Origin of the sequence: Epibacterium ulvae, from assembly GCF_018678075.1 — a bacterium.
GTDB lineage: Bacteria > Pseudomonadota > Alphaproteobacteria > Rhodobacterales > Rhodobacteraceae > Epibacterium > Epibacterium ulvae_A.
Map to the genome: position 1 here is coordinate 1 of NZ_JAHHIR010000075.1, position 26,764 is coordinate 26,764.

Here is a 26,764-nt window from a genome sequence, read left to right on the forward strand (position 1 = left end):
ATGATGGCGACCAAATATAGAAACCCACGCCGCATCGGCAGGTACGTGATGTCGGCGCACCAAACTTGGTTGGGCCGACCCACACGCAGGCCACGCAGCAGGTATGGATAAATCTTGTGACCCTTCGCTGCCTTGCTGGTGTTGGGTTTGTGATAAATCGGCATAAGGCCCATCAACCGCATAAGGCGGCGGATGCGCTTCTCGTTCACCAGATGGTCTTCATTGCGAAGATGCCACGTCATTTGACGAACGCCATAAAATGTAATCGGCGGAGCCATACTCGGCCACGGTAGCGGCGGCGTTGTGCTGTCGCGGGCGGCTTAAAAGTCGGCCACTTTTGCCCTTTCATTTGATGGGAGGGCGTGAGGATTTTCACCGTGGAATTGTATTTGAAGGTGCGCCGCGCTCATTTTCAGGATGGGTTGAGTGGGCGTCGTATCGCTCGGGATTTTGGGATCAGTCGAGACAGCGTTGCGAAGATGTTGGCGTATTCGCAACCGCCGGGGTATCGCCGGACTGCGGAGATCAAACGGCCAAAGCTGGATGCTTATGTCGATCAGATTGATCAGTGGTTGGCGGAAGATAAGGCGCGTCCTCGCAAACAGCGACATACGGCCAAGCGCATTTTTGAGCGCCTTCGTGATGAATGCGGGTTCGACGGCGGTTGCACGATCGTCAAAGATTACGTGCGCACAAAGAAGCGCAGTTCGCGCGAGATGTTTGTGCCGTTGCGCCATCCGCCCGGGCATGCGCAGGCTGATTTTGGCGAAGCACTGGTTTTGATCGGTGGTGTTGAGCAGAAGGCCTATTTCTTTGCGCTGGACCTGCCCCATAGCGATGCCTGTTATGTTCGCGCGTATCCCGCCGCAAACACCGAGGCCTGGTTGGACGGGCATGTTCATGCCTTCGCGTTCTTTGGGGTGGTGCCTCAGTCGATCCTTTATGACAACGACAGATGTCTGGTCTCCAAAATCCTGCCAGATGGCACACGACAGCGAACTCAGCGGTTCGGGGCGCTTTCAAACACAGGCTGAAGTGAAGAGATTATTTGAATCCCATCCCGATTTTCCACGGAACAAGCATGGTGAGGTGAATCAGCAGCGTGTCACCGATATTCTGAACCAGCCTCTCTATGCAGGATATATCTGTAGTGAGAACTATGGCCTGAACTGGCTCAAAGGGCAGCATGAGCCGCTGATCTCGCTCGAAACCTTCGATAAGGCACAAAAGCGCCAGAAAAACGCTGCGGTGGCTCCTGCACGTAAAAACATCGGTGAAGATTTTGCACTGCGTGGATTCGTGACCTGCGGTGAGTGCAATGTGCCGCTGCGCTCTTCATGGTCCAAAGGAAAGAACAAGCACTATCCATACTATCTGTGTCAGACCAAGGGGTGCGCCAGCTACGGCAAATCCATCCCGCGTGACAAATTAGAAAATGCCTTTGGCGAAGTCGTCAAAACTCTTGAACCCAGCCCGACAATGTTCGCTCTGGCGAAAACGATGTTCCATGCAGCATGGGATGGCAGGTCAGAACAGATCAAAGACGCGAAGGCGTCCGTCCAACGGCAAATCACTGAAGCTGAAAAGCAGATCGACTCATTGCTCTCACGGATCATCAACGCAACCAATGACTCTGTGATCGGTGCCTATGAGGAAAAGATCGCCAGACTAGAGAAAACTAAGGTCAGATTGCAGGATTCTATGATCCATCACGCTCCCAAACAGGGGAGACTGGAAGAGATGCTAGAACACTCACTTCAGTTCCTCGCAAACCCTTGGAAACTTTGGGATAGCGGAAACATCACTCTGCGCAAAGCACTGCTCAGATTGGCCTTTGTGGACCGTTTTGCGTACCATCGGATTGAGGGAGCTAGAACACCAGAATTATCCATACCATTCAAGGCATTAAGGGTGCTTCAGTATAGGGAAAAGTGTAATGGTGCGGGTGAAGGGACTCGAACCCCCACGCCATAGGCGCCAGAACCTAAATCTGGTGCGTCTACCAATTCCGCCACACCCGCACATCTGGAACAGGTCCAATCCTGTTGCTGGCGTTCTCTAGCAAAGTGATACAGGAGATGCGAGCGAAAAATGCACTGACCTACTATGTTTTGCAACGGGCAAATCAGTAGGGCAAAAATGAGCGTCAGTTGGCTAAACTCTAGCGATCAACGCGCGAAGTTCTTCCTCAAAAACCTCACGCTCACCTCTTATAACGGTGCGGTATTGCTCCAATACGCCGTCAAACTTGGCTGAACTCTCCAGCACATCATGTATCTTCGAACGCAATCTTTGTGGCTCCAAAAACAGCTCTGTGGGCGCAAACAAGCTATCTGGCAGCGGAACATCGTTTTCAAAACGCGCAGCCCCTTCGCGCCGGACCAGCGGCAAACATCCGCATAGCGCAGCTTCACGCGGCACGCGGTCTTTCCCTGGATGGAAACCGCAATCGAGAAAAATCTTGCAATCGGCCAATGTCGAAACGATTTCGGCCCGGCTCATATTTTGCAACGGGACCAGATTAAAATCCTGTTCCAGCTCAGACCAGATCTCGTCCGCTCCACGCGCTTTGTTGGGCAGATAACAGATGTCATACGTGCGGTCTTCTGTCGGGATTGGCGCAGCAATTTCATCCAAATCGATAAAGTCAGTCAACATTGTCACGTCAGTCGCACCGTTTTTACGCGCGAAATCAGCTGCGTATTCGCTTTGGCACAGATTACTACAGCTTCGGATAAGCTTTTGATGCAGGAGTTGTTTCAACGAAGTCAAAGGGAAATTGTCAACGCTCAGCCACCAGAAGTGTACATTTGGACACCCGTGTTGAAGCAGCGCAAAGGCCAATTCAGGCCAAACTTCAGGGACAACGAAATGGGTTTCTTTCGCTATCACCTCAACACGCGGAACTTGAAACTGAGAAAGCCGGGCGTCGATCTCGGTTTCCTTAGGGAACTCTTTCCAAAACTTCCAACGCTTGGGCATCTTGGGCTTACGCATAACGATTTGATCATCGACGCAGGCAAAAGCATGTTCTCCATGCGCGAGCTCTAAGTCGTTGATATACATGACAGAGGCCTCAGCCCCAATCTCTCGCATCGAAGCGGCGGCTTGGTGAAGGGCTAAGGGCCCGCCTGTAAAGCCGCCTGGGGAAATAAAACAAAAGCTCATGCCAGTTTGGTAACCCAAACTTCAAACAGGGAAAAGTAAGATTAGTTCGTTGTAGCCATTTTCATTGCTTTTGGAACGCAAGTTCTTTAAACACTTTTGGCAGTTCTTCGGGAAGATCTTCGGCCACAAGTCCCGGCCCAAAGGATCGCGCACATTCCACATGCAGCCAGGCTGCGGTCTCAGCCGCGGATTGCGGTGAAAACCCGCGCGCCACAAGGCCGGTGATGAACCCAGCCAAGACATCGCCGGAACCCGCGGTCGCAAGCCAGGGAGCACTGCGCTCATACAGGGCAGCGTTGATCGCACATACCCCTGAAGGCGACGCTATCACCGTGTCCTGCCCCTTTAACAGAACCGTACACCCGGCCCGTTCGCCAGCCTCCCGCGTCGCATCCACTTTGGAATAGGCAGGGCCTTTTGTGGCCGGCGCTACAAGCTTGTCTGCGATATCCGGGAACAAACGCGCAAACTCCCCCGCGTGAGGCGTTAACACGCAGTTTTCATGCAGCATCCCAAAGAGTACAGTTGGATCATCCGCATAGGCCGACAGCACATCCGCATCCAACACGACGTGACGTGTGGGATCGCTCAGGGCCACAGGAACAAGCGCCCATGCCCGTTCCAGCCCCAAGCCCGGCCCAAGACACAGCGCGTTTATTCGGTCATCCTCAAGCGCTGCGGCAAGATCTTCCGCGCTTTCAAGTTCAGCCATCATCAAAGCCGTGATCTGACTGGCAACTTCAAACCACGCAGATTGAGGCACACCCAGCGTCACCAACCCAGCCCCGATCCGCAAAGCCCCGCGCGCAGCCAGCCGCGCCGCACCCGTTTTTCCGGAGGGACCCGACAGGATCAGCGCGTGGCCGTGGGAGTATTTATGTTCTTCGCTTTCCTTGGATAAATCAGAGTTCAGCGGCGGCTGCGCCAAGCGGCAAACGCAACGTTCAATCCGTTGTGTTCCAGAAATCTGCTCGATGGCGGCGCAGCTCGCATAACCAATCTCATAGGCGTCGGCGAGACCGATGTCTTTTGTGACCAACGTCCCAGAGGTGCCAGGACCCTCCCCAAGAAAATGTCCAAGCTTCGGCCTGTGAAAAGTCACTGTGAGACCCGCTTCAATCGCTTTCCCCAGCACATGTCCGCTGTCGGAACACAAACCGCTTGGCGTGTCGATAGCAACTACGCGCACGCCTCGGTCTTGAATTATAGCTCGGGCCGGTTGGTGCGCCAAAAAGGAAAACAGACCTTTGAAGGGCCGTGTGAGGCCTATTCCAAATAAGCCATCAACAATGAGTTCGAAACAAGTGGGGAGCGGCAAAGTGTCATCGACGAGAGGCGGAGGATCGATCGACCTCGCTTGAACCGCCCCCAACTCCAGCCACCGCTCATAATTCAACCGCGCATCAGGCGGCAGCTTTTCTGGATCCCCATACAGAAACACCTCAACCGCCCAGCCCCGTGCATGCAAGAGCCGCGCCACCACAAAACCGTCGCCCCCATTTTTTCCCGGACCACATAAAACCACGGCCCGGCGCGCCGGCACGGTATCACTTTCATCTTTTCCCAAATACTTCGGGGGTGCGGGGGCTGGCCCCCGCTCTGGCGGCTCCAAGAACACTGGCCATTCCTCAAAAATCGCCTCAACCACGCCCTGACCCGCGCGTTCCATCAGCTCCAGCCCGGTGACCTCACCACTGTCAATTGCTGCTTTTTCAATCGCCCGCATCTGGGCTGCGGTCAGCAAATCAGTCATCGTTTACACCCACGGTTTTCATTTTGATTATTTTTTAATCGTTAAGGTCATTTTTTAATCATTTACACTTGGCCTAGCCCCGGGATTGCATCTATGACACCCGCAATTCATTGTGGCTACCATTTAGAAATGATCTGTGATGTGTCGACAAGGTTGAGAGGAGCGCCAACCCATGAAAAAAATCGAAGCCATCATCAAACCGTTCAAGCTGGATGAAGTCAAAGAGGCTCTTCAGGACGTGGGTGTTCAGGGGCTTTCGGTCATTGAAGTAAAAGGGTTTGGACGCCAAAAAGGCCACACCGAACTCTACCGTGGTGCCGAATATGTGGTAGATTTTCTGCCCAAAGTAAAAGTCGAAGTCGTGCTGGATGACGACCAAGTCGACGCGGCGATTGACGCCATTGTTGAAGCTGCAAAAACCGACAAGATCGGTGATGGCAAGATTTTTGTCAGCAGCGTTGAACAAGCCATCCGCATTCGCACCGGTGAGACCGGTTCGGAAGCGCTGTAACTACATCCAAATCACACTATTGGAAGGGAAATAGGGAATGAGCGCAGAAGCAGTTCTGAAGCTGATCAAGGAGGAAGAAGCCGCATATGTGGACATCCGTTTCACGGATATTCGCGGCAAGCTTCAGCACGTCACTGTAGACGTGGACATGGTTGACGAAGACTTCCTTGAGGAAGGCTTTATGTTTGACGGCTCCTCGATCGCTGGCTGGAAGTCGATCGAAGCATCCGACATGAAACTGATCCCCGATCTGGAATCGACATATGTGGATCCGTTCTATGCGGAAAAAACCATCTGCATTCACTGCTCCATCGTTGAGCCCGACACAGGTGAATCCTATGAGCGTGACCCCCGCGGTACCGCACAGAAAGCCGAAGCCTACCTGAAGTCCTCAGGCATGGGCGACGCAGCTTACATGGGTCCGGAAGCAGAATTCTTCTTGTTTGACGACGTTCGTTTCTCGAACTCGATCAACAAAGTATCCTACGAAGTTGATGCAACCGACGCATCCTGGAACACTGACACCGAATACGAGATGGGCAACAAAGGCCATCGTCCCGGCGTCAAAGGCGGCTACTTCCCGGTGAACCCCACCGACGAAGCGCAAGACCTGCGTTCCGAAATGCTGTCGACGATGAAGCGCATCGGCATGAAAGTTGACAAGCACCACCACGAAGTGGCGTCTTGTCAGCACGAGCTGGGTCTGATCTTTGACAGCCTGACCAAGCAAGCCGACGAGCTGCAGAAATACAAGTACATCATCCACAATGTGGCCGATGCTTACGGCAAATCTGCAACCTTCATGCCCAAGCCGATCTACGGCGACAACGGCACCGGTATGCACGTCAACATGTCGATCTGGAAAGACGGCAAGCCTCTGTTCGCTGGCGACAAATACGCGGATCTGTCCGACGAAGCTCTGTTCTTCATCGGTGGTATCCTGAAGCACGCGAAAACGCTGAACGCCTTCACCAACCCGTCGACCAACTCCTACAAGCGTCTGATCCCGGGCTTCGAAGCCCCCGTTCTGCGTGCGTATTCTGCACGTAACCGCTCGGGTTGTGTCCGTATCCCATGGACCGAAAGCCCCAAAGCCAAGCGTGTAGAAGCTCGTTTCCCTGATCCTGCCGCGAACCCCTATCTGGCGTTTGCTGCTCTCTTGATGGCTGGCCTTGACGGCATCAAGAACAAGATCAATCCGGGCGAAGCCATGGACAAAAACCTCTATGACCTGCCCGCAGAAGAGCTGGCTGGCATCCCAACCGTCTGTGGCTCCCTGCGCGAAGCGCTGGAATGCCTGGCAGACGACCACGACTTCCTGCTGCAAGGCGACGTGTTCACCAAAGACCAGATCGAAGGCTACATCGAACTTAAGATGGAAGAAGTCGAACTGTTCGAGCACACACCGCACCCAGTTGAGTTCGGCATGTACTACAGCTGCTAATCTGCAGTTTGGAAAAGTTAAAAAACAGGCGTCCCACAGGGCGCCTGTTTTGCGTTTGGGATGGGGGTACGAGGTTAACTGAGGGGCCTTTCGCCAAGAGTGAATGTCAGTATTGAGTCCACTTCGACCGATGCTGCGCAGAGCACGAATATCCGGTAGCGACAAATTGCCATGAAATTGAGACGCGCCTCAGCTACAGCCGAGGCGCGCTTTTGCGGTTTGATCAGCTATAAAATGGGGATTGCATTTGACGACTTGCGTCTTCTGTCGTTGTCGCATCAAAGACTCTTGTGTAGAAAGCCACTCCCAATTTCTCTGCAACCTCAGGGAACTGGTTGATGGCGTAGTCGAGCGCTTGTTCAACAGTATCAAACGCATCAAAGCCACCAAGGGTATTGGTCGAAACGCCGCTGAGCCAGACTTTGCTCTGAATGCCGGGCACCTGTTTGAGTGTCATGTTGCGTGTCTGCCAGTCAAAGGCGTCGAATGGCTGCGAGAACTGCAATTCAGTGTAAACAAACGCGCCAGGTGCTTGCCTCGGCGATGCTCCGTAGTGAACGGATCCCAAGTCTTCACTTGCCGCCTTGACAATCTGCGCATCGAATACGCGCGTGTTGTGGGCAACACCAAAGCTACGCGGCTCAGTTGGGAAGTATCCTGTGACGAAGTGTTTGGCGTTCTCAAGGCTGTCGAACGCGTAAAAGCCACCAATTGACCCCGTGCCGTGACCGTGAAGCCAAGTCTTGTTCAAGAAACCAGGTTGTTTTTTAATTTGGTCATTGATGGTTGCCCAGGGGGCTTGGTCGAACAGAACCGAAATTGCCACTTCGGTGTAGACAAATGCTTTTGGGGACATGGGTGTTTCCTTTGCATGAATGATCGAGGGCGCCAAGGCAGCGCTTGCGGTAGCAATGAGCATTTCGCGGCGGTTCAGCATTGCAGACTGAGTGAGATTGGATGTATTCATTTAGCGCTCCTATCGACTTGCGTTATGCAAGTTGATGGCTGTATCCTTTATCATGTTGCACAATGCAAGTTGATAATTTAAGAAAGCGGAATGAACACGAAAAACAAACGACCTCTTTCAGGATGCCCAATCGACTACGCTCTCAGTGTGTTCGGAGATCGTTGGTCGCTTCTGATCATCCGAGATCTCGCGATTAAAGGCGTCAAAACCTACGCTGAGTTGCTTGATGGGTGGGAGGGGATATCAACAAATATCCTTGCTCAACGCATGAGGCACTTGGAAGGACATGGTATCGTTGAAAGGCGGAAAAATCCTGACAACTGGCGAAGTTCCCTATACGAATTGACGCCAAAAGGGCGCGATCTTGCACCGCTTCTGTCAGAAATTATCCTATGGGGAGGCACTTACAATGAAGCCGATGCCCCGAAGAGTGAAGCTTTCAACATCGTGCAATCTGACCGTGGCGGGTTCGAAAGAGAGCTGCGTCAGACGGATAACACCACCGATTAAAGACACTCAAAATCGCAATCTTCGCGCGACCCAGAAACAGTAACGCATTGTTGGCTTTGCAGCACCTTATGGCTTAGCAGCAGCCATTCAGGATTTGAAATTCAGCGAACCGTTGGTCCCGCACAACGGACATCTTCCCGCTCTAAAAAGCTCCCCCTCCCGCAGACCGGAGCCATCCGAAAACGGTTTCTCGACACATTTACCACCTGTGCACGGCAGGCACCCAAGTTGGTTTTTTGCCAAAGGGTGATGTTTTGATGAAATGGTGCCCTTTGGGCTTGCGTCATCAAGAGACAGGGTTTAGCCATCCCCCTCCTCGTCACAGCCTCCCCTGATCACTGGAGCTCTCCCATCATGCCACATACCCTTGGAATTGACTTTGGCACCTCCAATTCGGCTGCGGGGATTTCGGTGAACGGGCACCCGTGGCTGGTGGAGCTGGAACCGGGGGAGAATACATTGCCCACCGCCGTGTTCTTTGAGGTGAACCCCAACCGGATGCGGATTGGTCGAAGTGCCACGCGCGGATTGATCAACGGGGATGAGGGTCGGTTTCTGCGCGCCCTCAAAAGCCTGCTGGGCACGCCGTTGCTGCATGAACAGCGACGGCTGGGCGGTGAACGGCTGACCTTTGTCACGATAATCGCGCGGTTTCTGGCCGAGGTGAAGAAACGTGCCGAAGATCAGACCCGGATGGACTTCACCCATGCGCTGTCGGGACGTCCCGTGCGGTTCCACAGTGCCGATGCCGCGCGCAATGCAAAGGCCGAAGAAGATCTGCGCCTGTGTTACCAAGAGGCCGGTTTTCAGGACGTGACCTTTATGTATGAACCCGAAGCCGCGCTGCGCTCTGCGGCTCCGACACCGGGTCTTGGGCTGGTGGTGGACATTGGCGGTGGTACCTCGGACTTTACCGCCTTTGTTCAGGAAGACGTAGCGCCGACGCGAATTCTGGCAAGCCACGGTGTGCGTCTGGGCGGCACCGATTTTGACCGCCAGATCAGCATTGATCACGTGATGCCCCTGTTGGGACGTGGCAGTCAGATCCGCAACTCTATGGGCGGTGGCAGCCTGACCGCGCCGTCGCGTCTGTTCAACGATCTCGCGACCTGGCAGATGATCCCGTTCCTTTATACGCGTGAGACATTGCGCATGGCAGAAGATCTGCAGCGCAATGCCCAGGAGCCGGACAAACTCGCACGTCTGGTGTCGGTTATCGAAGAAGAGGTCGGGCATGATCTCGCCTTTGCGGTGGAGGCCGGCAAGATTGCCGCCAATACCCCCGACGGAAGCGCCAAGATCGACCTGCGCCTGGTTGAACGGGGTCTGTCGTCTCCGCTAGAGACCGCAGAGATGGACCAATCCCTGTCTGACGCCATGACAACCATTCGCACCGCTGCCCAAGAGACCCTGACAATGGCCGGTGCCAAGGCCGAAGACGTCACACGGCTGGTGATGGTGGGTGGCTCCTCGCTGCTGAACGCGGTTGAGGCTGAGTTGCGCGACCTCTGCCCCGGTGCCGCCATCGAGAACGAGCGCGCAATGACCGCCGTCGCCGATGGGCTGGCTTTGGCCGCTGCGGATGCCTTTGCCTAACGCGCGTTTGCGTCACATGCAAAAGTCTGGCCTAATACCCGTGACGGTTCGCAATTTCGGACCTTCACGGGAGGGATGATGTGATGAAACTGCGTTATGTATTGGCTGCACTATCTTTGGCCACATTTGGATTTTCCAGCGCGGCCCTTGCGGCAAGCTGTGGCAATACCGCGACCGGGTTTGAGATCTGGAAACAGGACTTCGCCCGCACAGCCAAACGCGCCGGTGTCAAACGCGCAGGGCTCGCCGCCCTCGGCCAAGCGCGCTATGCCAATCGCACCATCGCGGCGGACCGCAATCAGAAAAGCTTTCGCTACTCTCTCGACAAATTCATGGCAATCCGCGGCGCCAATACGATTGTCGCGCAAGGACGTCGTCACAAAGCCCGCAACGCCACCTTTTATGCCGCGTTGGAGCAGACCTATGGCGTGCCAGCTGGCATCCTGATTTCCATTCACGGGATGGAGACGGCCTTTGGCAATTACATGGGCGACAGCGACGTGGTCTCCGCCATTGTGACCCTGACTTATGATTGTCGCCGGTCCGAGTTTTTCGAACCCCACGCCATTGGTGCGCTGAAACTGGTCGACCAGGGCGCGATTTCGCCATCTACCAAGGGCGCCAAACACGGTGAGCTGGGCCATACACAGTTCCTGCCAGGCAATGCCCTGCGGTTTGGTGTGGACTGGGACGGCAATGGGCGGGTGGATTTCTACAGCTTCCAGGACGCGCTGGCCTCAACCGCGCATTTCCTGCGCAAGAAAGGCTGGCGTCCCGGCAAGGGCTATCAAGAAGGCGAGCCAAATTTCAAAGTTTTGAAAGAATGGAACGCGGCGACCGTCTACCAACAATCTTTGGCGCTGATGGGTCGCCGTATCGATGGATAAAAGCGGTCAAAGATTCTGTAAACTGTGCGCATCGTTAATCAACCTGAGGCACAAATGTGAAGATTTTGCGCCCAGCTTTCGTCACATTCACGATAACGCATGCGTAAAAATACGGGCAACTCTCTGATTAGCAACAGTTTATGCGCTGTCTCATTTCATCCATCCAGGTCGCAATTTACGGTCAAAAAATCTGTTTGTCCGCCCAAATTTTTGCTCTTTCAAATTTTATCTTTCTCTCATCGGTACAGCCAATGGGAGAACCCCGGTGATGATAAAGAGTGACGTATACAAAGGGAAACTGGGCTTCAGTGGTCAGTTTGCAGACGCGCTTTCCCGTGCGACCCCGATCATCATCGACACGTTCGAAGACCACGGTCACGATGTGCATACATTTGTGTCGCGCAGCGCTGCGGCGGTCAGCATGGATCTCGACCAATTCGAAGTGGAAGTCCGCCACCGTCCGCGTATGAAACGGGGTTGGAAAGCGCCGCAATGCGATGGTGATATGCTGGAGCTACGTCTGGCGCCCCTGTTTCCCGAGGTCTGCGACCGTGAACTGACCGAAATGCTGTTGGCGGCGCTGTTGCACAATCTTGTGGTTGAACTGGAGGCCGAAAGCGTCAAATGGTTGGATGCGCCGTTCCTGTTGACCTGTAACCAGTTCCTGAGCGCGTTTGAGACCATCGATCCAAGTGATTTTGACACCCCGGACGACGCCCGCGTTCCAGAGGCGTTGCCCGGCGTGTTCACCCTGCCGGAACCCGATTCCGATGACTTCGCTTATTGGGATGGAGGCGCCTCAGCCGCGACAACTGTGTTGGACCGCCCCAAGGCAGATCCAACCACCGCCCCCGAGACAACCGCCGTTGTTACCTATGACCGCACATTGGTTGAGGCGACGACACCACAGCCCACGCGCCCCCGTGGTCGGTCGGTCTTTGAACCGGTTGATGTGGCCGTGCGTGAGATTGAACACCAATGTGATGAGATCCTGATGGCGAGCCATAATGATAATGGAGACACTGCTGGTGTTACACACACACCGCTTAGCTCCGACACGGAACACCGCCGCGGCTTGTTCTCAGTGGGCAATATTTTGACCCTTGCGAAACAGCCGGTTGCCAAGGCTCTGCACGCCTTCAAATGCCTGCGTAAAAGCGAGCTTCGCTATAGTCTCCAGATCCTGGCGCTGACAGCCGTCGCCCTCTATCTGCACAGCGCCGGCATGGTCCGCGCGGCAATCAACCTGCTGCAGTAAGATCTGGCGCAAATTGCGCCAAGACCTGCGCGCGGGCGACAACACGCGTGTGTATGGAAAAGACCACAGCACCGGTCCGGGGCAGCCGCACTATACTTTGCAGCTCACTGCGTAGATAACTCCCAGCCTGACTGCGCTCCAGATGCGGCGCGACCGGGTCGCGATCCGGGTGGTAGAGATCGGCGTTGTCATACCACAGCGCATTAAACCGCCACATGGGCCGTCCCACGTTCACCCCGTCAAACAACCGTTGCACCCGCTTGGCAACCGCTGCGTCATATTCTGGCACCGGCACGTGGATTTGCGTCAACGGGCGCATAAACTTCTCTGAAAGATGCCAGCTGGCCGGAAAACATAAGGTCGCCGCCGTCAGAACATGCTCATCTGAGCCCTCCGGCTTTTGCAAAACGCAAAAATCCTGCTGTGCCAAGGCACCCAGACTGCGCATCGGGTCTGCGGCATCCACATAAAACCGCTCCCCGTCGGGTAACTCAACCTCATCCCCCTGTCCCGGATAAAGCCGTTCACGAACCGCCTCCAGCAGTTCCCCGGCAGCTTCCGCAGCACTCGGTGCACATCTGACGACCTTGTCGCCGTGCTCTGCCATCAATTGACGCCGCAATCCAATCTGCGCCGCCGCGCATTCATCGCGCATCAGCCAATCTGCGGGATCAAGTGGCGCAATCCTCGGCAATGGCTTGGGGGCGAATGGATCATAAGGCAAAGTGGTTTGAAGTATCATGCTGTCCGTCGTCATATGAATTTCCCAGCCGCAAAAGAGCCAAATCGCCTGAAAGGCCCAGTCCTGGGGCCTTCAGGCTAAACCTGTGGCGCCGTCAGGCGCCTCCGCTTAAGAACCGGTCAAGTTTGTGCTGCAGGATCAAAACCGACAGCGTGTCAGTATAGTCTTCCAGATCCGCAACCGGCACCCAGGCCAATGCGTGCGACTCGTCGCTGACGCGGATATCCTTGTCCACAGCCACAAACAGGAACCGCACGTCGTAATGCAGATGCGCAGGCGCGTCCCCTCGCGCCGGAATTTCGTGAATATCCACATCAAAGACCTCCCGCTCAACCCGCTCAATCCGACGCAACCCACCTTCCTCATAGGCTTCCTTCTGGGCCACAAACCCCGCATCCGCGATGCCATCGCAATGCCCGCCCAGCTGCAACCAACGATCCAGCTTTGCGTGATGGGTCAGCAAAACCTCACTGTGATCCGGTGAAAGAACAAAGGCCGAGCCTGTCACATGGCCCGTTTCCGGGTCGCGCCCAAACGCCTTGGGCTCATGGGCGCAAAAGCTCCGTAATTCCTCCCACATAGCGTGATCACGGTCTGAGACAGGCGTGTAACATCCAACCCCGTCGAGCGTTTTTTGGCTCATCTTCTTTCACCTCTTTGTGACAACTCCCAGCCGCGTCTTGCCCCTGTTGACGCAACGCTCCACCCTAGGGCGACTCAGCCAGAAAAGCCAAACTTCATGCCCACCAAACGGATCACATTCTCCGGCCATGCCGGAACGCCGCTTGCCGCGCGCTTGGACCTGCCCGAAGGGCCGGTTCTGGCGACCGCGCTCTTTGCACATTGCTTTACCTGTTCCAAGGACATTCCCGCCGCCCGTCGGATTGCGGCGCGGCTGTCGGGCATGGGGATTGCCGTTTTGCGGTTCGACTTCACGGGTCTTGGCCATTCCGAGGGCGAGTTTGAGAACACGGATTTCTCCTCCAACGTCGAAGATCTGATTTCCGCGGCGGCGCATCTGACCCAACGCGATATGGCGCCCGACCTGCTGATTGGCCACTCGCTGGGCGGTGCAGCCGTGTTGCGCGCGCGGGCCGGCATTCCCTCGGTCAAAGGTGTGGTTACGCTTGGCGCGCCCTTTGATCCGGCGCATGTGGCGCTCCATTTCCAGGACGCCTTGCCCGAGATTGAAGAGACCGGATCAGCCGAGGTTTCGCTGGGCGGGCGGCCGTTTGTGATCGGCAAACGCTTTGTCGACGACATTCGCCAGGCCCAGATGGATGTCGCGATTGCCGAGCTCGACGCGGCACTTTTGGTGATGCATGCGCCCACGGACAGCACCGTCAGTGTCGACAACGCGGCTGAGATTTTTCGCGCCGCAAAACATCCCAAAAGCTTTGTCACGCTTGATGATTCCGACCACCTGATTTCCCGCGCCCGTGATGCGGAATATGCAGCCCAAGTGATTGCCGCATGGGCCGGGCGCTATGTGGACCTGTCCCCGCCTGCACCACCCCCCGGTGCCCCCGAAGGTGTCCTGCGGGTGAGCGAAGCAGACCCCGAAGGTTTCTTGCAAGACATCCAATCTGGCCCCCATCACCACGTCTTGGCCGATGAGCCCAAGGCCTATGGCGGCACCAACCGGGGCATGTCGCCCTATGGGTTTGTGGCGGCCGGGCTTGGTGCCTGTACCTCCATGACGATCCGCATGTATGCCCGCCGCAAGGAATGGCCGCTCGACAGCGTCAGTGTTGAGGTCTGCCACGACAAGGTCCACGCGCAAGATGCCTTTCCCGGTGCTGCGGCCAAGATCGACCAATTCACCCGCATCGTCCATCTGAGCGGCGATCTGGACGGCGAGCAACGCGCCAAGCTGATGGAGATCGCCGACAAATGCCCGGTGCACCGGACGCTGGAAAACAGCGCCAAAGTGATCACGCGCCTGTCTGAGTGACTTCCCACTTGCCCGCGCGGGCGAAATACGCAGGACCAAATGTCACCACGGCCCGCTGCGCTGTGGTGGCTGCTCTTGCTGTTTTGGGCTACCTCCTCTAAACCGCGCCCATCTGCTGCCGAATTCTGATAGAGGTGCCTTCGCCCATGATCCCCCGCTATTCCCGCCCCGAAATGGTGTCCATCTGGTCGCCCGAGACCAAGTTCCGTATCTGGTACGAGATCGAAGCCCATGCTTGCGACGCGCAGGCCGATCTGGGGGTTATCCCGCGCGAAAACGCCGACGCCGTGTGGAGAGCCAAGGACGTGGAATTCGACGTGGCGCGCATCGACGAAATCGAAGCCGTGACCAAACACGACGTCATCGCCTTCCTGACCCACCTTGCCGAACATGTTGGTTCCGAAGAGGCACGTTTTGTGCATCAGGGCATGACCTCGTCGGATGTTTTGGACACCTGCCTGAACGTACAGCTGGTGCGCTCTGCTGATATTCTGATCAAAGACATGGAAGGTCTGCTGGCCGCGCTGAAGAAACGCGCGATCGAGCATAAAGACACCGTACGTGTTGGCCGCTCGCACGGGATCCACGCCGAACCCACCACCATGGGTCTGACATTTGCCCGTTTCTACGCCGAGATGGACCGCAACCTGGCGCGTCTGAAACTGGCACGTGAAGAAATTGCCACCGGTGCGATTTCCGGCGCGGTTGGCACATTTGCCAATATCGACCCGGCGGTTGAACAACATGTCTGCGACAAGCTTGGTCTCATCCCCGAGCCGATCTCGACCCAAGTGATCCCGCGCGACCGCCACGCGATGTTCTTTGCCGTTCTGGGTGTGATCGCCTCCTCGATCGAAAACGTCGCGATTGAAATCCGCCACATGCAGCGCACCGAGGTTCTCGAAGGCGCCGAGTTCTTCTCGATGGGCCAAAAGGGCTCCTCTGCGATGCCGCACAAAAAGAACCCGGTGCTGACCGAGAACCTGACTGGTCTGGCCCGTCTGGTGCGCGCCGCCGTGATCCCGGCAATGGAAAACGTCGCCTTGTGGCACGAGCGTGATATCTCGCACTCGTCTGTTGAGCGCGCGATTGCCCCCGATGCCTGTGTGACCCTGGACTTTGCTCTGGCCCGTCTGACCGGTGTGATCGACAAGATGTTGATCTTCCCCGAAAACATGCTGGACAACATGAACAAATTCCCAGGTCTCGTGATGTCGCAACGTGTGTTGCTGGCATTGACCCAAGCCGGCGTGAACCGCGAGGACGCCTATGTCATGGTGCAGCGCAACGCGTTGAAAGTCTGGGAATTCCGCACCGACTTCCGTGAAGAGCTCTTGGCCGATGCGGATGTCGTTGCAGCCCTGACCACAGACGGCATCAACGAAAAATTCAACATGGAATACCACACCAAACACGTCGACACGATTTTCAAACGTGTCTTTGGTGAGTAAGGCCCAAACCCTTACCCCATGAACGAAGCCCTGCCCGCACTCCGGGCGGGGCTTTTTTTGTTGATCTAAGGTTGAGTATCGCCTGTCGTGCTCTGCGCAACGCGAAAAGCGTGCGTACCTCCGCCAAAACGTTCGCGTGAAGCCGCTTAATTTATCTCACTGAGTGAGAGTTTCTTCACATAACTGCGAGCCGACGCACGCTAACCTCTATTTTATAGTACAGTTAAATCGTCGCGTTTTACCGCACAGTTATTTGGAGACACTCAAATGCGCCTTTCAGTTCTTGCCACCCTTCTGGTTCTACCCGTCAGCGTTTATGCGGCTGGCGAAGACAACTCTACACCGCCCAAACCGACCGACACTGTCAAAGAATGTTGGGGCAAGCGCGTGTATGACGCCGACAAAGGGCGCTGTGTGAAGCCCGAGGAATCCTCGCTCAACGACGAACAGCTCTATGATGATGTGCGCGCGCTGGCCTATGCTGGTCGCCTGGACGCTGCGCAGGCTGCACTTGCCGCGATGTCGGATCAGAACGAAAGCCGGGTGTTGACCTATTGGGGCTTTACCCACCGCAAGCAGGGCGATTTTGATCTTGCGACGCAATTTTACCAAGCTGCACTAAAGACAGATCCCGATAACCTTTTGGCCCGCTCCTACTACGGTCAGGGTCTGGTACAAGAAGGGCGCCTTGGTGAGGCTTTTGCCCAGTGGAAGGAAATCCGGACACGCGGCGGCGCTGAAACTTGGGCCGAAGTATCGTTGCGGGCTTCTTTGGAGGATGGGCGCAGCTTTAGTTATTGAGGCTAAGGCTTTTTTTACCGTTCTCCCTATATCTTGAGCCTGTAGCAGAAGAAGAATCTTTCTGGTTGAGGCTCAAGAATGGAACAAGACACAGCACTGGCGCTCCCCGCAATGGGAATGGGGGACGAATTTGGTGACTTTCCAGCCCTCGCACCAATGGGCGGCATGGCCCCCGCACCCCCGCCGATGGCCGACACACCTGCCCTTTCTACTCCCGGCCCCAAGGTCGAATTGAGCGGAAAGGCCAAAGCGGCAATTGTCGTGCGCCTTTTGTTGAACGAAGGCGCCGACATTCCAATCGAGGAATTGCCCGAAGATCTCCAGACCGAACTGACCCGTCAAATGGGCAAAATGAGCCTGGTAGATCGCAATACGTTGAACGCAGTCGCGGGTGAGTTCGCCGATTTGCTGGATAACGTCGGCCTGTCCTTCCCAAATGGGCTTGCAGGCGCATTGTCCGCGATGGAAGGCAAGATTAGCCGCCACACATATAGCCGCCTGCGCAAAGAGGCCGGCGTGCGCCAATTCGGCAATCCCTGGGACCGTTTGAAACAACTGCCTGCCGAAGACTTGGCCACCCTGGCCGAAGCCGAAAGCATCGAGGTCGCAGCTGTATTGCTGTCCATGTTGGACACCGGCAAGGCAGCAGCGATGCTGGCCTGCTTGCCCGGTCCGCTCGCACGTCGCATCACATATGCTGTGCGTCAGACTGGCTCCGTTAGCCCGGAAACTGTTGACCGTATTGGCCTGTCTCTCGCAGCTCAAGTGGATGCACGTCCGGAAATGGCATTTGCAGATAGCCCAGGCGAACGCGTTGGCGCAATCCTGACCGAATCGCCCGCAGCCAAACGCGAAGAAGTTATGGACGCATTGGATGAGGAAGACGAAGAATTCGCAACCGATGTCCGTAAGTCGCTCTATACTTACGCCCTGATCGGCACGCGTTTGAGTCCCACAGATGTGCCAAAGATCACACGGGTGGTTCCACAACAAGACCTGGTCACCGCGATTGCCTTTGCCTCAAACGACGAAGACACCGAATCCAGCGAATTCCTGTTGGCCAACATGTCCACACGTATGGCCACCAACATCCGCGAGGAAGTTGCAGAGCGCAGTAAAGTCAACCGCAAACAAGGTGAAGCTGCCATGTCCAACATCATTAGCGCTCTGCGCGAAATGATTGTGAATGGTGAGATTGAGCTGAAATCAACAGAAGAAGATGAAGAAGGAGAATAGAACCCAACAGGCACCCGTCTGTCCCCTTCTGTCACGGGTTGCTTGTACCTGCGGCGGCTGAGATGTAACGTGCTCATCCGAGCCGTCCCAGCCCCGCAGCCCCGCAGCCCAAGAAATTCTATGCCCAAACCCTTATCTGAACTGAACTGCGTGCAAAAGGCGCAGTATTTTGCAAGCAACCTTGTGCTGCGTGGCGTGATCAATTTGATGGGCACGCTGCCCTATGGGATGCGCGTGCGGATGATGGGCGGCCTGGTGCGCACATTGGCACCTGTGCTGGGGATTTCCAAACGCATCAAACGCAACCTCTCGTATATCAGCCCTGAGATGCCGGACCGCGACGTTGCACGGACATGCGGCGAAGTTGCGGATAACGCCGGCCGCACCCTGGCAGAGCTTTACGCGGGGGAGCCGTTCTGGAAACGTGCCCAAGCTGCAGAGATTTCGGGACATGGTTTGGACGCTCTGTCCACAGCCAAAGCAGAAGGGCGCCCGGTTATCCTAGTGACAGCACATTTCGGAAATTACGAGGCCGCACGGGTTAAGCTGATCGATATGGGTTTTGCGATGGGGTCGCTGTATCGACGCATGGCCAACCCCTATTTCAATAAACACTACGTGGAAACGATCCAGGCCACCGGCAAGCCAATGTTCGAACAAGGCAAACGCGGTATGGTCGAAATGGTGCGCTATCTAAAGCAGGGTGGTACGCTGGCGGTAGTCACCGATCTGCATGCCATTGGCGGTGCAGAAATCGATTTCTTCGGCAAGCCTGCGAAGACTTCACTTGTCACCGCCGAACTGGCCTTGAAATACAATGCTATGATGATCCCGGTCTATGCCATTCGCCAGGAAAACGGTTTGGATTTCCAAATCATCATGAAAGAACCCATACCACATACTGATGCGCTGACGATGACGACCGCGGTGACCAAAGATCTGGAAGAACTCGTACGCACGCATATGGGTCAATGGTTCTGGATCCATCGACGCTGGAAGCCGTATCACGACCAACCCGCACCACCTGCGGGTTGATCAATCAGATTAGTCTAGTCTGAGTGCGCCCAGGACCGGGCCGTGGCTGCCTTGTTGAATAAAGAAAGCTGTCTTTTCTGCGCCCTCTACAGGAACGGTCACCGAAAACTCGCCGGTTCCGTCCCATTGGCCAATCACTTCCAGATGTTCGACCACATTGGCATAATCCAATGTGTGGCCGCGCAACTCTCCGCGTGTGATTTCAACCGTTTGCATCGGTTCATACCGCGCCACATGAACCAACAAAGGTTCTGAACCCTGCACATCCTGCACCGCGAGGGCAGACAGCGTCACCTCGGTCCCGGTCTGACGCGCGCGTAGCGCAACTCGTTGCGGTGTTTTGCGATATTTGGAGATGGCCTCGGAGACGGCAGCGGCATTGGCCCCCACCACATCCTCATACCCCATGATAACCATCTGAGGCGTATATATCATGCGACGCGCACCTTCATGCGCATAGCCTTTTTGGCGCTTGGTATGGGCCGGCGAAGCGAATTGATCCTTCCACCCGATGTAGTCCCAATAATCCACGTGTAGTGCCAGCGCCAGAACGTCGTCTTGTTGTGCCAGAAGCATCAACAATTCATCTGCCGGCGGGCAGGACGAGCAGCCCTGAGACGTAAATAGTTCAACAACCACCGGTGCGTTATGCACCTCTCGTGTGACACCCGTATCCTGAGCCTTAGCCAAGATGGGCATGCAAACTAGTCCAAGACATGTGGCAGCGACGGACAGTATTCGCATAAAGATAAACCCCAAATAATCGTAAGCAACAGTTAACCTTTGGCTGATCACCTGACCAATCAATCATTCTTGAGGGTTAAGCGAGCGCGAAACCGGGTCCTGAATTTATATTTTTCGAAGTTGCCAAACGTTACCCCGTTGAGTTTAACGTTAAGTTACGGTAACTTAACAGCCTATACTGTACCTAAAACGTCCCATATTGACCTCACGGAATCCAAAATTTTGCCATGCTATAACAAAAAGGTGAAATCATCGTGAGGGAAAAGCACAAAGCCCCAGCCAGTTTTACCGTATACTAATTGACATAAATTTTACGTTTTCAAATATTAAGAGCCACGCATGACCGAAGCTATTATTGTTACGCTTGTCCCGGAAGTCGCCTGTTTTGACGAACTGTTGGCTCTTTTGGGATCGATTCTTGAAGAAACCCGCGCCTTTGACGGCTGCAGCATGGCACATGTCTGTCACAGCAAACCCCACAACGAAATTGTGCTGGTTCAGATGTGGCAAGACAGCGAAGCCCATGACGACTATTTGAACTGGCGGGTGGAGCAAGGTATTTTTGACAAGATCGCGGATCTGGTCGCCGAAGAACCGATCCACAAGCCTTTTCACGCGCTATAGCCTGCGCGCGTCAAACAAAAAAACCCGCCAAAGTCTGGCGGGTTGTTCTAAGTATCAGCTGTTTGGATCTCGTAGCACTGGCTTCAGGCTCTCTTCGATCACACGTTGCGTCAGCGGGCCTGCGATCCGTAACAAGATCTTTCCCTCACCATCAATCACAAATGTTTCAGGCAGACCGTAGACGCCCCAATCGATCGATTGGCGCTTCTTGCCATCATACAAGAGACCAGAGTACGGGTTCCCCAGCTCGTCAAGAAAGCCCTGCGCTTCTTTTTGACCATAGTCCTGGTTAATCCCATAGATCGGATACTCCTTGGCCAGCTCCATCAAATTGGGATGTTCGGCGCGACACGGGGCGCACCAGCTGGCCCAGAAATTGACCAGTTTGATGCCGCTGTCCTGAAGCTGGGCTGAGGTGAATTCCGGGTGGTCCAACAACGGCGCGGAGGTCACCGCAGGCGCCGGTTTGCCCACAAAAACGGACGGCAACCCATCGGGGTCTTCGCGGTGCAGGCCGACAAAGGCGAGGGTCGCAAAAGCGCCAAACACCAGCACAGGCACCGCCATCAACGGAGAGACTTTAACCATTGGCGCGTCCTCTCTCTTCGATCATTTCCATGTCCGCGCGCACTTTACGACCGCGTCGCAGTGACAGGAGAACCAAGGCGACCAACATGGCAAGCGACACGCCATAGGCCGACAAAACCGCGCCTGCATATCTTCCAAGATCAATCATCAAGCTTCAGCCTCCAAACGTTCACGCGCCAACAAGGCCTTGATCCGGCGGGCGCGTATTTCGGTGCCAGTACGATAGAGAACCAGCACTAGAAACAGCAGGGCAAAACCGCCCATGCAGACAAACAAAGGTGTGGCAAAAACATTGCTGACCCGCTCTTCGGTGTCGCCCGCCACCGCCCCTGCCCGCATCACAGACGCGCCCTGATGCAAACCCTGGTTCCAGAACAAAACCGCATAACGGCTGAGCACCGCAAAGACCGAACCCACCAGACACAGGATCGCGGTCAGATCCGCAGCCGTGTCCGGGTCTTCGATTGCTTCCCACAGGGCAATGTAGCCGAGGTAGAACAGAAACAGCACCAAAAAGGATGTGAGCCGCGGATCCCAGGCCCACCAGGTACCCCACATCGGCTGCCCCCAAAGCGCGCCAGTGATCAAGGCAATCAATGTCATGACCACGCCGATCGGTGCTGCAGCCTTGGCCGCAAGCGCGCTGACATGGTGGCGTCGGATCACCCAGATCAGCGAGGCCACCAGCATCATGAACCAGGCGTTGATTGCCATCAGCGCTGCCGGCACGTGGATAAAGATGATCTTGACCGTGGAGCCTTGGCGATAGTCATCCGGCGTCAGGAAAAAGCCCCAGATCAGGCCACCCACCGTGAGCGCGATGGACAGCACCCAGAGGGCGGGCATCACCTTTTCAGATGTGGCCAGAAATTTCTTTGGGTTCGCATATTCCCAGATCGACATCGGTATATTCGCCTTTCCTAGTCCTGGTGTCCCGGAGCTTAGCGCAGATTGATACGTAAAACAGCGGCGCTGACAAAGGGCAGCAGCGCCACAGAGGCGGCAGAGATCCCTGCCAACAACAACATCGGGGTCTCGGTGCTCAAACCCGAGGCACCGCGCCGCGCCATCTCGGCTCCGAAAATCAACGTGGGCACGTAGAGCGGCAGAACCAGCAGGGACAGCAACAGCCCGCCACGTTTGAGACCAACGGTCAGGGCCGCGCCAAATGTGCCGATGACCGACAGCGCGGGCGTGCCCAAAAGAAGCGAGACAAAGATCCACAGATAAGCGTTGGCAGGCAGGTGCAACAACACCCCAAGCACCGGCGCAATCAACACCAGCGGCAGGCCGGTTGTGATCCAATGGGCCAGCGATTTGATTGTGACAATGGCTTCCAGCGGCAAGGGTGCGGTGGCCAGCAGATCCAACGAGCCGTCCTCCCAGTCCAGCGCCAGGATACGATCCAGTGACAACAGACAGGCCAAGAGCGCACCGATCCACAACACACCCGGCGCAATGCGAGACAGCAATTCGGTTTCGGGACCAACGGCAAACGGCACCATCACGGTGACGATCAAAAAAAACGACAGCCCCAGGCCAAAGCCGCCACCGGCGCGCATCGCCAGATTCAGGTCTCGCAGCAACAGCGCAATCACAGGAAGCCTCCATCGAAGTCATCAATCGGTGGCGGTGCGGCCTTAAAGGGACCGACGTTCAAAACAGTGCCTTCAAGGCCGAGATCGATATGGGTGGCGATCAAGGCGCTGCCGCCGCCTTCCAAATGGCGACGCACCACATCGGAAAATTGGCGCACATGATCGGAGTCTAGGCTAACGGTCGGCTCATCCAGGATCCAGATCGGGCGCCCAGTGACCAGCATCCGCGCAAGACCCAGACGACGTTTTTGCCCGGCGGACAATGCCCCCGCAGGACGGTCGCGTAGCGCTGTCAGATTGAAGCTTTCGATCGCGTCGTCAATCCCGGTGTGGTCAAATACGCGGGTCCAAAACGCAAGGTTCTCTGCCACGGTCAATGTCAGCTTGATCCCATCCGCGTGGGCGGCATAGGCGACCTGATCCTCGGCACCTGTCACCGTGCCCTTCAGCGGGGGTTGCAGGCCTGCGATAGTGCGCAGCAGCGTCGTTTTGCCAATCCCATTGGGGCCCCGCAGGATCACCGCCACGCCGGGGGGCAGGTCAAATGACAGCCCCTCGAGCACAGGCAAACCGCCACGCGCAACGCTGAGATCTGATACGGTTAAGGTCATGCCCTGCCTTTAATTTCTTCGTCCCCGCTCAAAGCAGACCTGATCTGCACATGCCTTGCGGCAGATCAATTCATACTGGCAAAGCGGCCATCGCAATACGGCGACCTTCGGACAACAGGACATTATAGGTGCGACAAGCGGCGGGGGAATTCATGGTTTCAACGCCCACGCCCGCGCCTTCCAGCGCGTTGCGCAAAGCGGTTGGCAGATGGGCAATCTCGGCCCCGGTTCCGACAAACAACACGTCAATCTCTCCGGCCAGAGCCAACAGTTTCTCGCTGTCCTCATAGCCCTCCCAGGCCACGGTGCCATTGGGCGACGTGATGACCGCGCCGTGATGCACCTTGCCACCAATGCGAAAGAACCCAGGCCCATAACCGTCAATTGGTTCAGCGTCAGAGTAGCTCACCTCGTTCAGGCGCATCGGTCTTCCTTTCAGTCGCATTCCTGCCGATTGGTTACCACAGCCCGCGCGGGCACGGAATAGGAAGCCTGTCGATCGCCGCCATTGGTAACTTTTGCCGCATGAGCGGTGCCCAGGAAGCACGCAAGCCCGCCCCAGAACGCAAGAAGCCGCAGGCGCGTACCCACGGCTTCAAAGCTGTTTTAAAAATCAACGGCGCGGTTAAGCGTCGATATTGGCAAACTGGTTGCCGCTTGGCGCGGATGGTTTGTTCCAGTCCCGCTTGACCCCAAGGCGCAGCAGAATGGTGGAGGCCACAAAGATCGAGGAATAGGTCCCGACCAAAACGCCCCAGATCATCGCAAAGACAAAGCCACGGATCACATCGCCACCCAGCACAAAGAGCGAGATCAGCGCGATCAATGTGGTGACCGAGGTCATCACCGTCCGGCTTAGCGTTTCGTTGATCGAGATGTTCAAAACCTCAGCCAGACCTTTGCTTTTGTACCGACGCAGGTTCTCACGCACCCGGTCAAACACAACCACAGTATCGTTGAGCGAGTAGCCGACGATGGTCAGCAGCGCCGCGATAATCGCAAGGTCGAATTTAATCTGCAGTTCCGAGAACACGCCGATGGTCAGCACCACGTCATGCACCAATGCAGCAACCGCACCCAGCGCAAACTGCCATTCAAACCGCAGCCAGATGTAGACCAGAACTGCGGCAATCGCGAGGCCCACGGCCAATGCGGCGGTCCAGATCAGCTCACCCGAAACCTTGGGGCCGACGCTTTCGACAGAGACAAATTTGATCCCCGGAGCAACCGTGTCCAGAGCCGCGTTCAAGGCTTCGATCTGCGGACCTGAAATCGCTTCACCGCCCTCTTGAGCCTGAATGCGGATCATCGCCACATGCTGGTCCTCGGCAAAGGACGGGTCGAACACTTCGGTGATGGAGACATCACCAAGGCCCAAAGGCGCGATTGCGTCGCGGTAGGCACCCACATCCACGGTCTCGGTCGCGTCGGTCCGCACGGTTGTCCCGCCCCGGAAATCGATGCCAAAGTTCAGCCCTTGCAGACCAAAGGACACAAGCCCCACCAGGATCAACAGCGCCGAAATACCCAGCCACAATTTAGCGCGGCCAAAGAAGTCAAAGGATGTCTCTTTCGGTACAAGTCTTAGTCGCATCATTACACCTCAATCGTTTTGGGACGGCGACGCTCGAACCAGATGACCACCAACAGGCGGGTCACAAAGATCGCGGTGAAGACCGACGTAAGAATGCCAAGGCCCAGCGTGATGGCAAAGCCACGTACGGGGCCGGAGCCCATGACAAACAGGATCACAGCGGTGATGAATGTTGTGACGTTGGCATCCACAATCGCCGACAGCGCTTTGGAGTAGCCCTCGTCAATCGAGCGCGCAGGTCCACGGCCCGATTTCAGCTCTTCGCGGATACGTTCAAAGATCAGCACATTGGCATCCACCGCCATACCAACGGTCAAAACGATCCCTGCAATACCCGGCAGCGTCAGCGTGCCACCAATTAGGCTCAGCGCGCCAAAGATCATGCCGACGTTGACCAGCAACGCGATGTTCGCAAAGATCCCAAACAGACCGTAGCTGAGCGCCATAAAGACCAGCACCGCGACAAAGGCCACGATGGTTGCGATCTTACCCGCATCAATACTATCCTGACCCAGTTCCGGGCCAATGGTGCGTTCTTCAAGGAAGGTCAGCTCGGCTGGCAAAGCACCGGCACGTAGCAAGACGGCCAGATTGGTGCTTTCCTCGATGGAGAAGTTACCCGTGATGATGCCGCTGCCGCCTGGAATATGCGATTGGATCACGGGGGCAGATACGACCTCATCATCCAAGACAATCGCAAAGGGCGAGCCGATGTTTTCGGCCGTATAGTCGCCAAACTTGCGCGCACCTGCCGGGTTAAACCGGAAGCTCACCGCGGGGCGGCCGTTCTGGTCAAAGGACGGCTGCGCATCGACCAGCTCTTCACCGGTGACAACCGGCGCAGACTCAACAGTGTAATAAAGGCCTTCTTCGTCCAACGACGGGACCAGTTTGTTGCCGACGCCGGGGGATGCATTTGCATCGGTGCCCTGGCGGACAACCGGGCTGAAGGTCAGCTGGGCGGTGGTGCCGATGATGTCTTTCAGCTCTGATGCGGATCCGATGCCTGGGACCTGGATCAGAATACGGTCTGCGCCCTGACGTTGGATCGTCGGTTCACGGGTGCCAACCTCGTCGATCCGGCGACGCACGATTTCCAGCGCCTGGCGGACGGTGCGGTCATCGCTTGCGACTTTTTCCGCATCCGACAGGTTGATGGTAACGATATCACCCTGCCCCGAGACTTCGATGTCATTTGCGCCTGCACCGGTCAGCGTCACAACGGGTGTCGCCAATGCGCGCAAAATCCGCAATGCGGTGTCCAGACCATCGGGGTTGGACAGTTTGACGCGAATCTCATCCGCAGGACTTGGCTGGCGACGGAAGGTTCCGACTTCACCGCGTACGTCACGCAGCGCGATGCGCACTTCCGGCCAAAAGGCGGTCATGCGCGCCTCGTAGACGTCCGATACCTGAACCTCGGCCAACAGATGCGCGCCACCGCGCAGATCCAGCCCCAGATTTACCAGACCCGACGGCAGGAACGACGGCCACTGGCCTGCCACTTCCAACCGTTCAGGTGTTTCGTCGGCCGCAACAATTGCCGCCTCTGCGTCATTTGACTGTTCTACCTGCGTATAAAACGCATTTGGCAGAGCCAGCAAAAGGCCCACCGCGCAAACCAGCGCGATCATGACCCTTTTCCAAAGATCAATTTGCAGCATAGCTCTGCCTTTTCAGTTTGTTAGACAG

At 56.0% G+C, this 26,764-nt stretch carries 27 protein-coding genes, 1 tRNA gene and 2 pseudogenes; 14 read left to right on the top strand and 16 right to left on the bottom strand.

The annotated features are described in order from the left end of the window. A pseudogene (locus KMP13_RS16205) lies at positions 1-260 on the bottom strand (IS3 family transposase); the annotation flags it as partial. Between the two features lie 117 nt (positions 261-377). Between KMP13_RS16205 and istA the strand changes: the two are divergent. Together istA and KMP13_RS16215 are read left to right on the top strand one after the other, a co-directional pair. Further along, positions 378-1,016: pseudogene (gene istA / locus KMP13_RS16210) on the top strand (IS21 family transposase); the annotation flags it as partial. After that, positions 982-1,974 (top strand): recombinase zinc beta ribbon domain-containing protein, encoded by a 993-nt coding sequence (locus KMP13_RS16215; RefSeq protein WP_251363904.1) that lies wholly within the window; start codon positions 982-984, stop codon positions 1,972-1,974. The pseudogene istA and the gene KMP13_RS16215, both read left to right, overlap by 35 nt. Here the strand turns inward: KMP13_RS16215 and KMP13_RS16220 are convergent. From KMP13_RS16220 to KMP13_RS16230, 3 genes are all read right to left on the bottom strand, one after another. After that, positions 1,938-2,021: transfer RNA gene (locus KMP13_RS16220), tRNA-Leu, on the bottom strand. The two genes, KMP13_RS16215 and KMP13_RS16220, sit on opposite strands and share 37 nt — an antisense overlap. 133 nt (positions 2,022-2,154) lie before the next feature. Then, entirely contained in the window at positions 2,155-3,066 is a 912-nt protein-coding gene (locus KMP13_RS16225) for a hypothetical protein (protein WP_215267028.1), read from the bottom strand. Between the two features lie 163 nt (positions 3,067-3,229). Continuing rightward, positions 3,230-4,921: an NAD(P)H-hydrate dehydratase gene (locus tag KMP13_RS16230; protein ID WP_215267029.1), complete on the bottom strand. Its 1,692-nt coding sequence runs from the start codon at positions 4,919-4,921 to the stop codon at positions 3,230-3,232. 172 nt (positions 4,922-5,093) lie between these two features. Between KMP13_RS16230 and KMP13_RS16235 the strand changes: the two genes are divergently transcribed. Together KMP13_RS16235 and glnA are read left to right on the top strand one after the other, a co-directional pair. Next, positions 5,094-5,432, top strand: coding sequence for a P-II family nitrogen regulator (locus KMP13_RS16235; protein ID WP_215267030.1), 339 nt, complete (start codon positions 5,094-5,096; stop codon positions 5,430-5,432). 37 nt (positions 5,433-5,469) lie between these two features. Then, a complete protein-coding gene (glnA, locus tag KMP13_RS16240) occupies positions 5,470-6,876 on the top strand; it encodes a type I glutamate--ammonia ligase (RefSeq protein ID WP_215267031.1) in 1,407 nt (468 codons plus the stop codon). A 223-nt stretch (positions 6,877-7,099) separates the two neighbouring features. On the opposite strand, the gene KMP13_RS16245 is transcribed toward glnA, so the two are convergent. Next, the gene (locus KMP13_RS16245) at positions 7,100-7,843 is read right to left on the bottom strand and encodes a YdhR family protein (protein WP_215267032.1); all 744 of its coding nucleotides are present in this window, start codon (positions 7,841-7,843) and stop codon (positions 7,100-7,102) included. A 90-nt stretch (positions 7,844-7,933) separates the two neighbouring features. Between KMP13_RS16245 and KMP13_RS16250 the strand changes: the two genes are divergently transcribed. From KMP13_RS16250 to KMP13_RS16265, 4 genes are all read left to right on the top strand, one after another. Next, on the top strand, positions 7,934-8,353 hold the full coding sequence (locus KMP13_RS16250; RefSeq protein WP_215267033.1) for a winged helix-turn-helix transcriptional regulator: 420 nt from the start codon (positions 7,934-7,936) through the stop codon (positions 8,351-8,353). A 354-nt stretch (positions 8,354-8,707) separates the two neighbouring features. Further along, a complete protein-coding gene (locus tag KMP13_RS16255) occupies positions 8,708-9,949 on the top strand; it encodes an Hsp70 family protein (RefSeq protein WP_215267034.1) in 1,242 nt (413 codons plus the stop codon). Positions 9,950-10,032: 83 nt separating this feature from the next. Continuing rightward, complete coding sequence (locus tag KMP13_RS16260; protein ID WP_215267035.1) at positions 10,033-10,836, top strand: lytic murein transglycosylase; 804 nt, start codon at positions 10,033-10,035, stop codon at positions 10,834-10,836. A 268-nt stretch (positions 10,837-11,104) separates the two neighbouring features. Continuing rightward, entirely contained in the window at positions 11,105-12,094 is a 990-nt protein-coding gene (locus tag KMP13_RS16265; protein ID WP_215267036.1) for a hypothetical protein, read from the top strand. Here KMP13_RS16265 and KMP13_RS16270 read toward each other — a convergent pair. Beyond that, positions 12,078-12,851 (bottom strand): heme-dependent oxidative N-demethylase family protein, encoded by a 774-nt coding sequence (locus KMP13_RS16270; protein WP_251363905.1) that lies wholly within the window; start codon positions 12,849-12,851, stop codon positions 12,078-12,080. The two genes, KMP13_RS16265 and KMP13_RS16270, sit on opposite strands and share 17 nt — an antisense overlap. A gap of 79 nt (positions 12,852-12,930) precedes the next feature. Then, positions 12,931-13,479 (bottom strand): NUDIX hydrolase, encoded by a 549-nt coding sequence (locus tag KMP13_RS16275; protein WP_215267037.1) that lies wholly within the window; start codon positions 13,477-13,479, stop codon positions 12,931-12,933. Between the two features lie 96 nt (positions 13,480-13,575). Here KMP13_RS16275 and KMP13_RS16280 point away from each other — a divergent pair, with 96 nt between their 5' ends. The 5 genes from KMP13_RS16280 (at position 13,576) to KMP13_RS16300 (ending at position 19,313) form a co-directional block, all read left to right on the top strand. Next, entirely contained in the window at positions 13,576-14,790 is a 1,215-nt protein-coding gene (locus KMP13_RS16280; RefSeq protein WP_215267038.1) for a bifunctional alpha/beta hydrolase/OsmC family protein, read from the top strand. A 146-nt stretch (positions 14,791-14,936) separates the two neighbouring features. Then, positions 14,937-16,241, top strand: a complete 1,305-nt coding sequence (gene purB / locus KMP13_RS16285; protein ID WP_215267039.1) for an adenylosuccinate lyase — start codon at positions 14,937-14,939, stop codon at positions 16,239-16,241. A gap of 267 nt (positions 16,242-16,508) precedes the next feature. Beyond that, a complete protein-coding gene (locus KMP13_RS16290) occupies positions 16,509-17,042 on the top strand; it encodes a tetratricopeptide repeat protein (RefSeq protein ID WP_215267040.1) in 534 nt (177 codons plus the stop codon). Positions 17,043-17,120: 78 nt separating this feature from the next. Beyond that, a complete protein-coding gene (locus tag KMP13_RS16295; RefSeq protein ID WP_215267041.1) occupies positions 17,121-18,278 on the top strand; it encodes a flagellar motor switch protein FliG in 1,158 nt (385 codons plus the stop codon). 120 nt (positions 18,279-18,398) lie between these two features. Further along, complete coding sequence (locus KMP13_RS16300; protein WP_215267042.1) at positions 18,399-19,313, top strand: lysophospholipid acyltransferase family protein; 915 nt, start codon at positions 18,399-18,401, stop codon at positions 19,311-19,313. 9 nt (positions 19,314-19,322) lie between these two features. Here KMP13_RS16300 and KMP13_RS16305 read toward each other — a convergent pair whose 3' ends face one another. After that, on the bottom strand, positions 19,323-20,012 hold the full coding sequence (locus tag KMP13_RS16305) for a DUF1223 domain-containing protein (protein ID WP_251363906.1): 690 nt from the start codon (positions 20,010-20,012) through the stop codon (positions 19,323-19,325). 384 nt (positions 20,013-20,396) lie between these two features. Here KMP13_RS16305 and KMP13_RS16310 point away from each other — a divergent pair, with 384 nt between their 5' ends. After that, positions 20,397-20,681: a putative quinol monooxygenase gene (locus tag KMP13_RS16310; protein ID WP_215267044.1), complete on the top strand. Its 285-nt coding sequence runs from the start codon at positions 20,397-20,399 to the stop codon at positions 20,679-20,681. 54 nt (positions 20,682-20,735) lie between these two features. On the opposite strand, the gene KMP13_RS16315 is transcribed toward KMP13_RS16310, so the two are convergent. From KMP13_RS16315 to secD, 8 genes are all read right to left on the bottom strand, one after another. Continuing rightward, the gene (locus KMP13_RS16315; RefSeq protein ID WP_215267045.1) at positions 20,736-21,269 is read right to left on the bottom strand and encodes a DsbE family thiol:disulfide interchange protein; all 534 of its coding nucleotides are present in this window, start codon (positions 21,267-21,269) and stop codon (positions 20,736-20,738) included. Then, positions 21,262-21,417, bottom strand: coding sequence for a heme exporter protein CcmD (gene ccmD, locus KMP13_RS16320; RefSeq protein ID WP_215267046.1), 156 nt, complete (start codon positions 21,415-21,417; stop codon positions 21,262-21,264). Before ccmD ends, KMP13_RS16315 begins: the two co-directional genes overlap by 8 nt. Further along, positions 21,417-22,172 carry a heme ABC transporter permease CcmC gene (ccmC, locus tag KMP13_RS16325; protein ID WP_215267047.1) on the bottom strand — a complete coding sequence of 252 codons (756 nt, stop codon included), beginning with the start codon at positions 22,170-22,172 and terminating at the stop codon, positions 21,417-21,419. Before ccmC ends, ccmD begins: the two co-directional genes overlap by 1 nt. A 38-nt stretch (positions 22,173-22,210) precedes the next feature. Beyond that, entirely contained in the window at positions 22,211-22,867 is a 657-nt protein-coding gene (gene ccmB / locus KMP13_RS16330) for a heme exporter protein CcmB (protein ID WP_215267048.1), read from the bottom strand. Beyond that, on the bottom strand, positions 22,864-23,478 hold the full coding sequence (ccmA, locus tag KMP13_RS16335; protein ID WP_215267049.1) for a heme ABC exporter ATP-binding protein CcmA: 615 nt from the start codon (positions 23,476-23,478) through the stop codon (positions 22,864-22,866). The genes ccmB and ccmA overlap by 4 nt, the downstream gene beginning before the upstream one ends. Before the next feature lie 70 nt (positions 23,479-23,548). Then, entirely contained in the window at positions 23,549-23,902 is a 354-nt protein-coding gene (locus tag KMP13_RS16340; RefSeq protein WP_215267050.1) for an Mth938-like domain-containing protein, read from the bottom strand. Positions 23,903-24,103: 201 nt separating this feature from the next. Further along, complete coding sequence (gene secF / locus KMP13_RS16345) at positions 24,104-25,072, bottom strand: protein translocase subunit SecF (protein ID WP_215267081.1); 969 nt, start codon at positions 25,070-25,072, stop codon at positions 24,104-24,106. 2 nt (positions 25,073-25,074) lie between these two features. Further along, positions 25,075-26,736, bottom strand: coding sequence for a protein translocase subunit SecD (gene secD, locus KMP13_RS16350; RefSeq protein WP_215267051.1), 1,662 nt, complete (start codon positions 26,734-26,736; stop codon positions 25,075-25,077). Between the last annotated feature and the right edge of the window lie 28 nt (positions 26,737-26,764).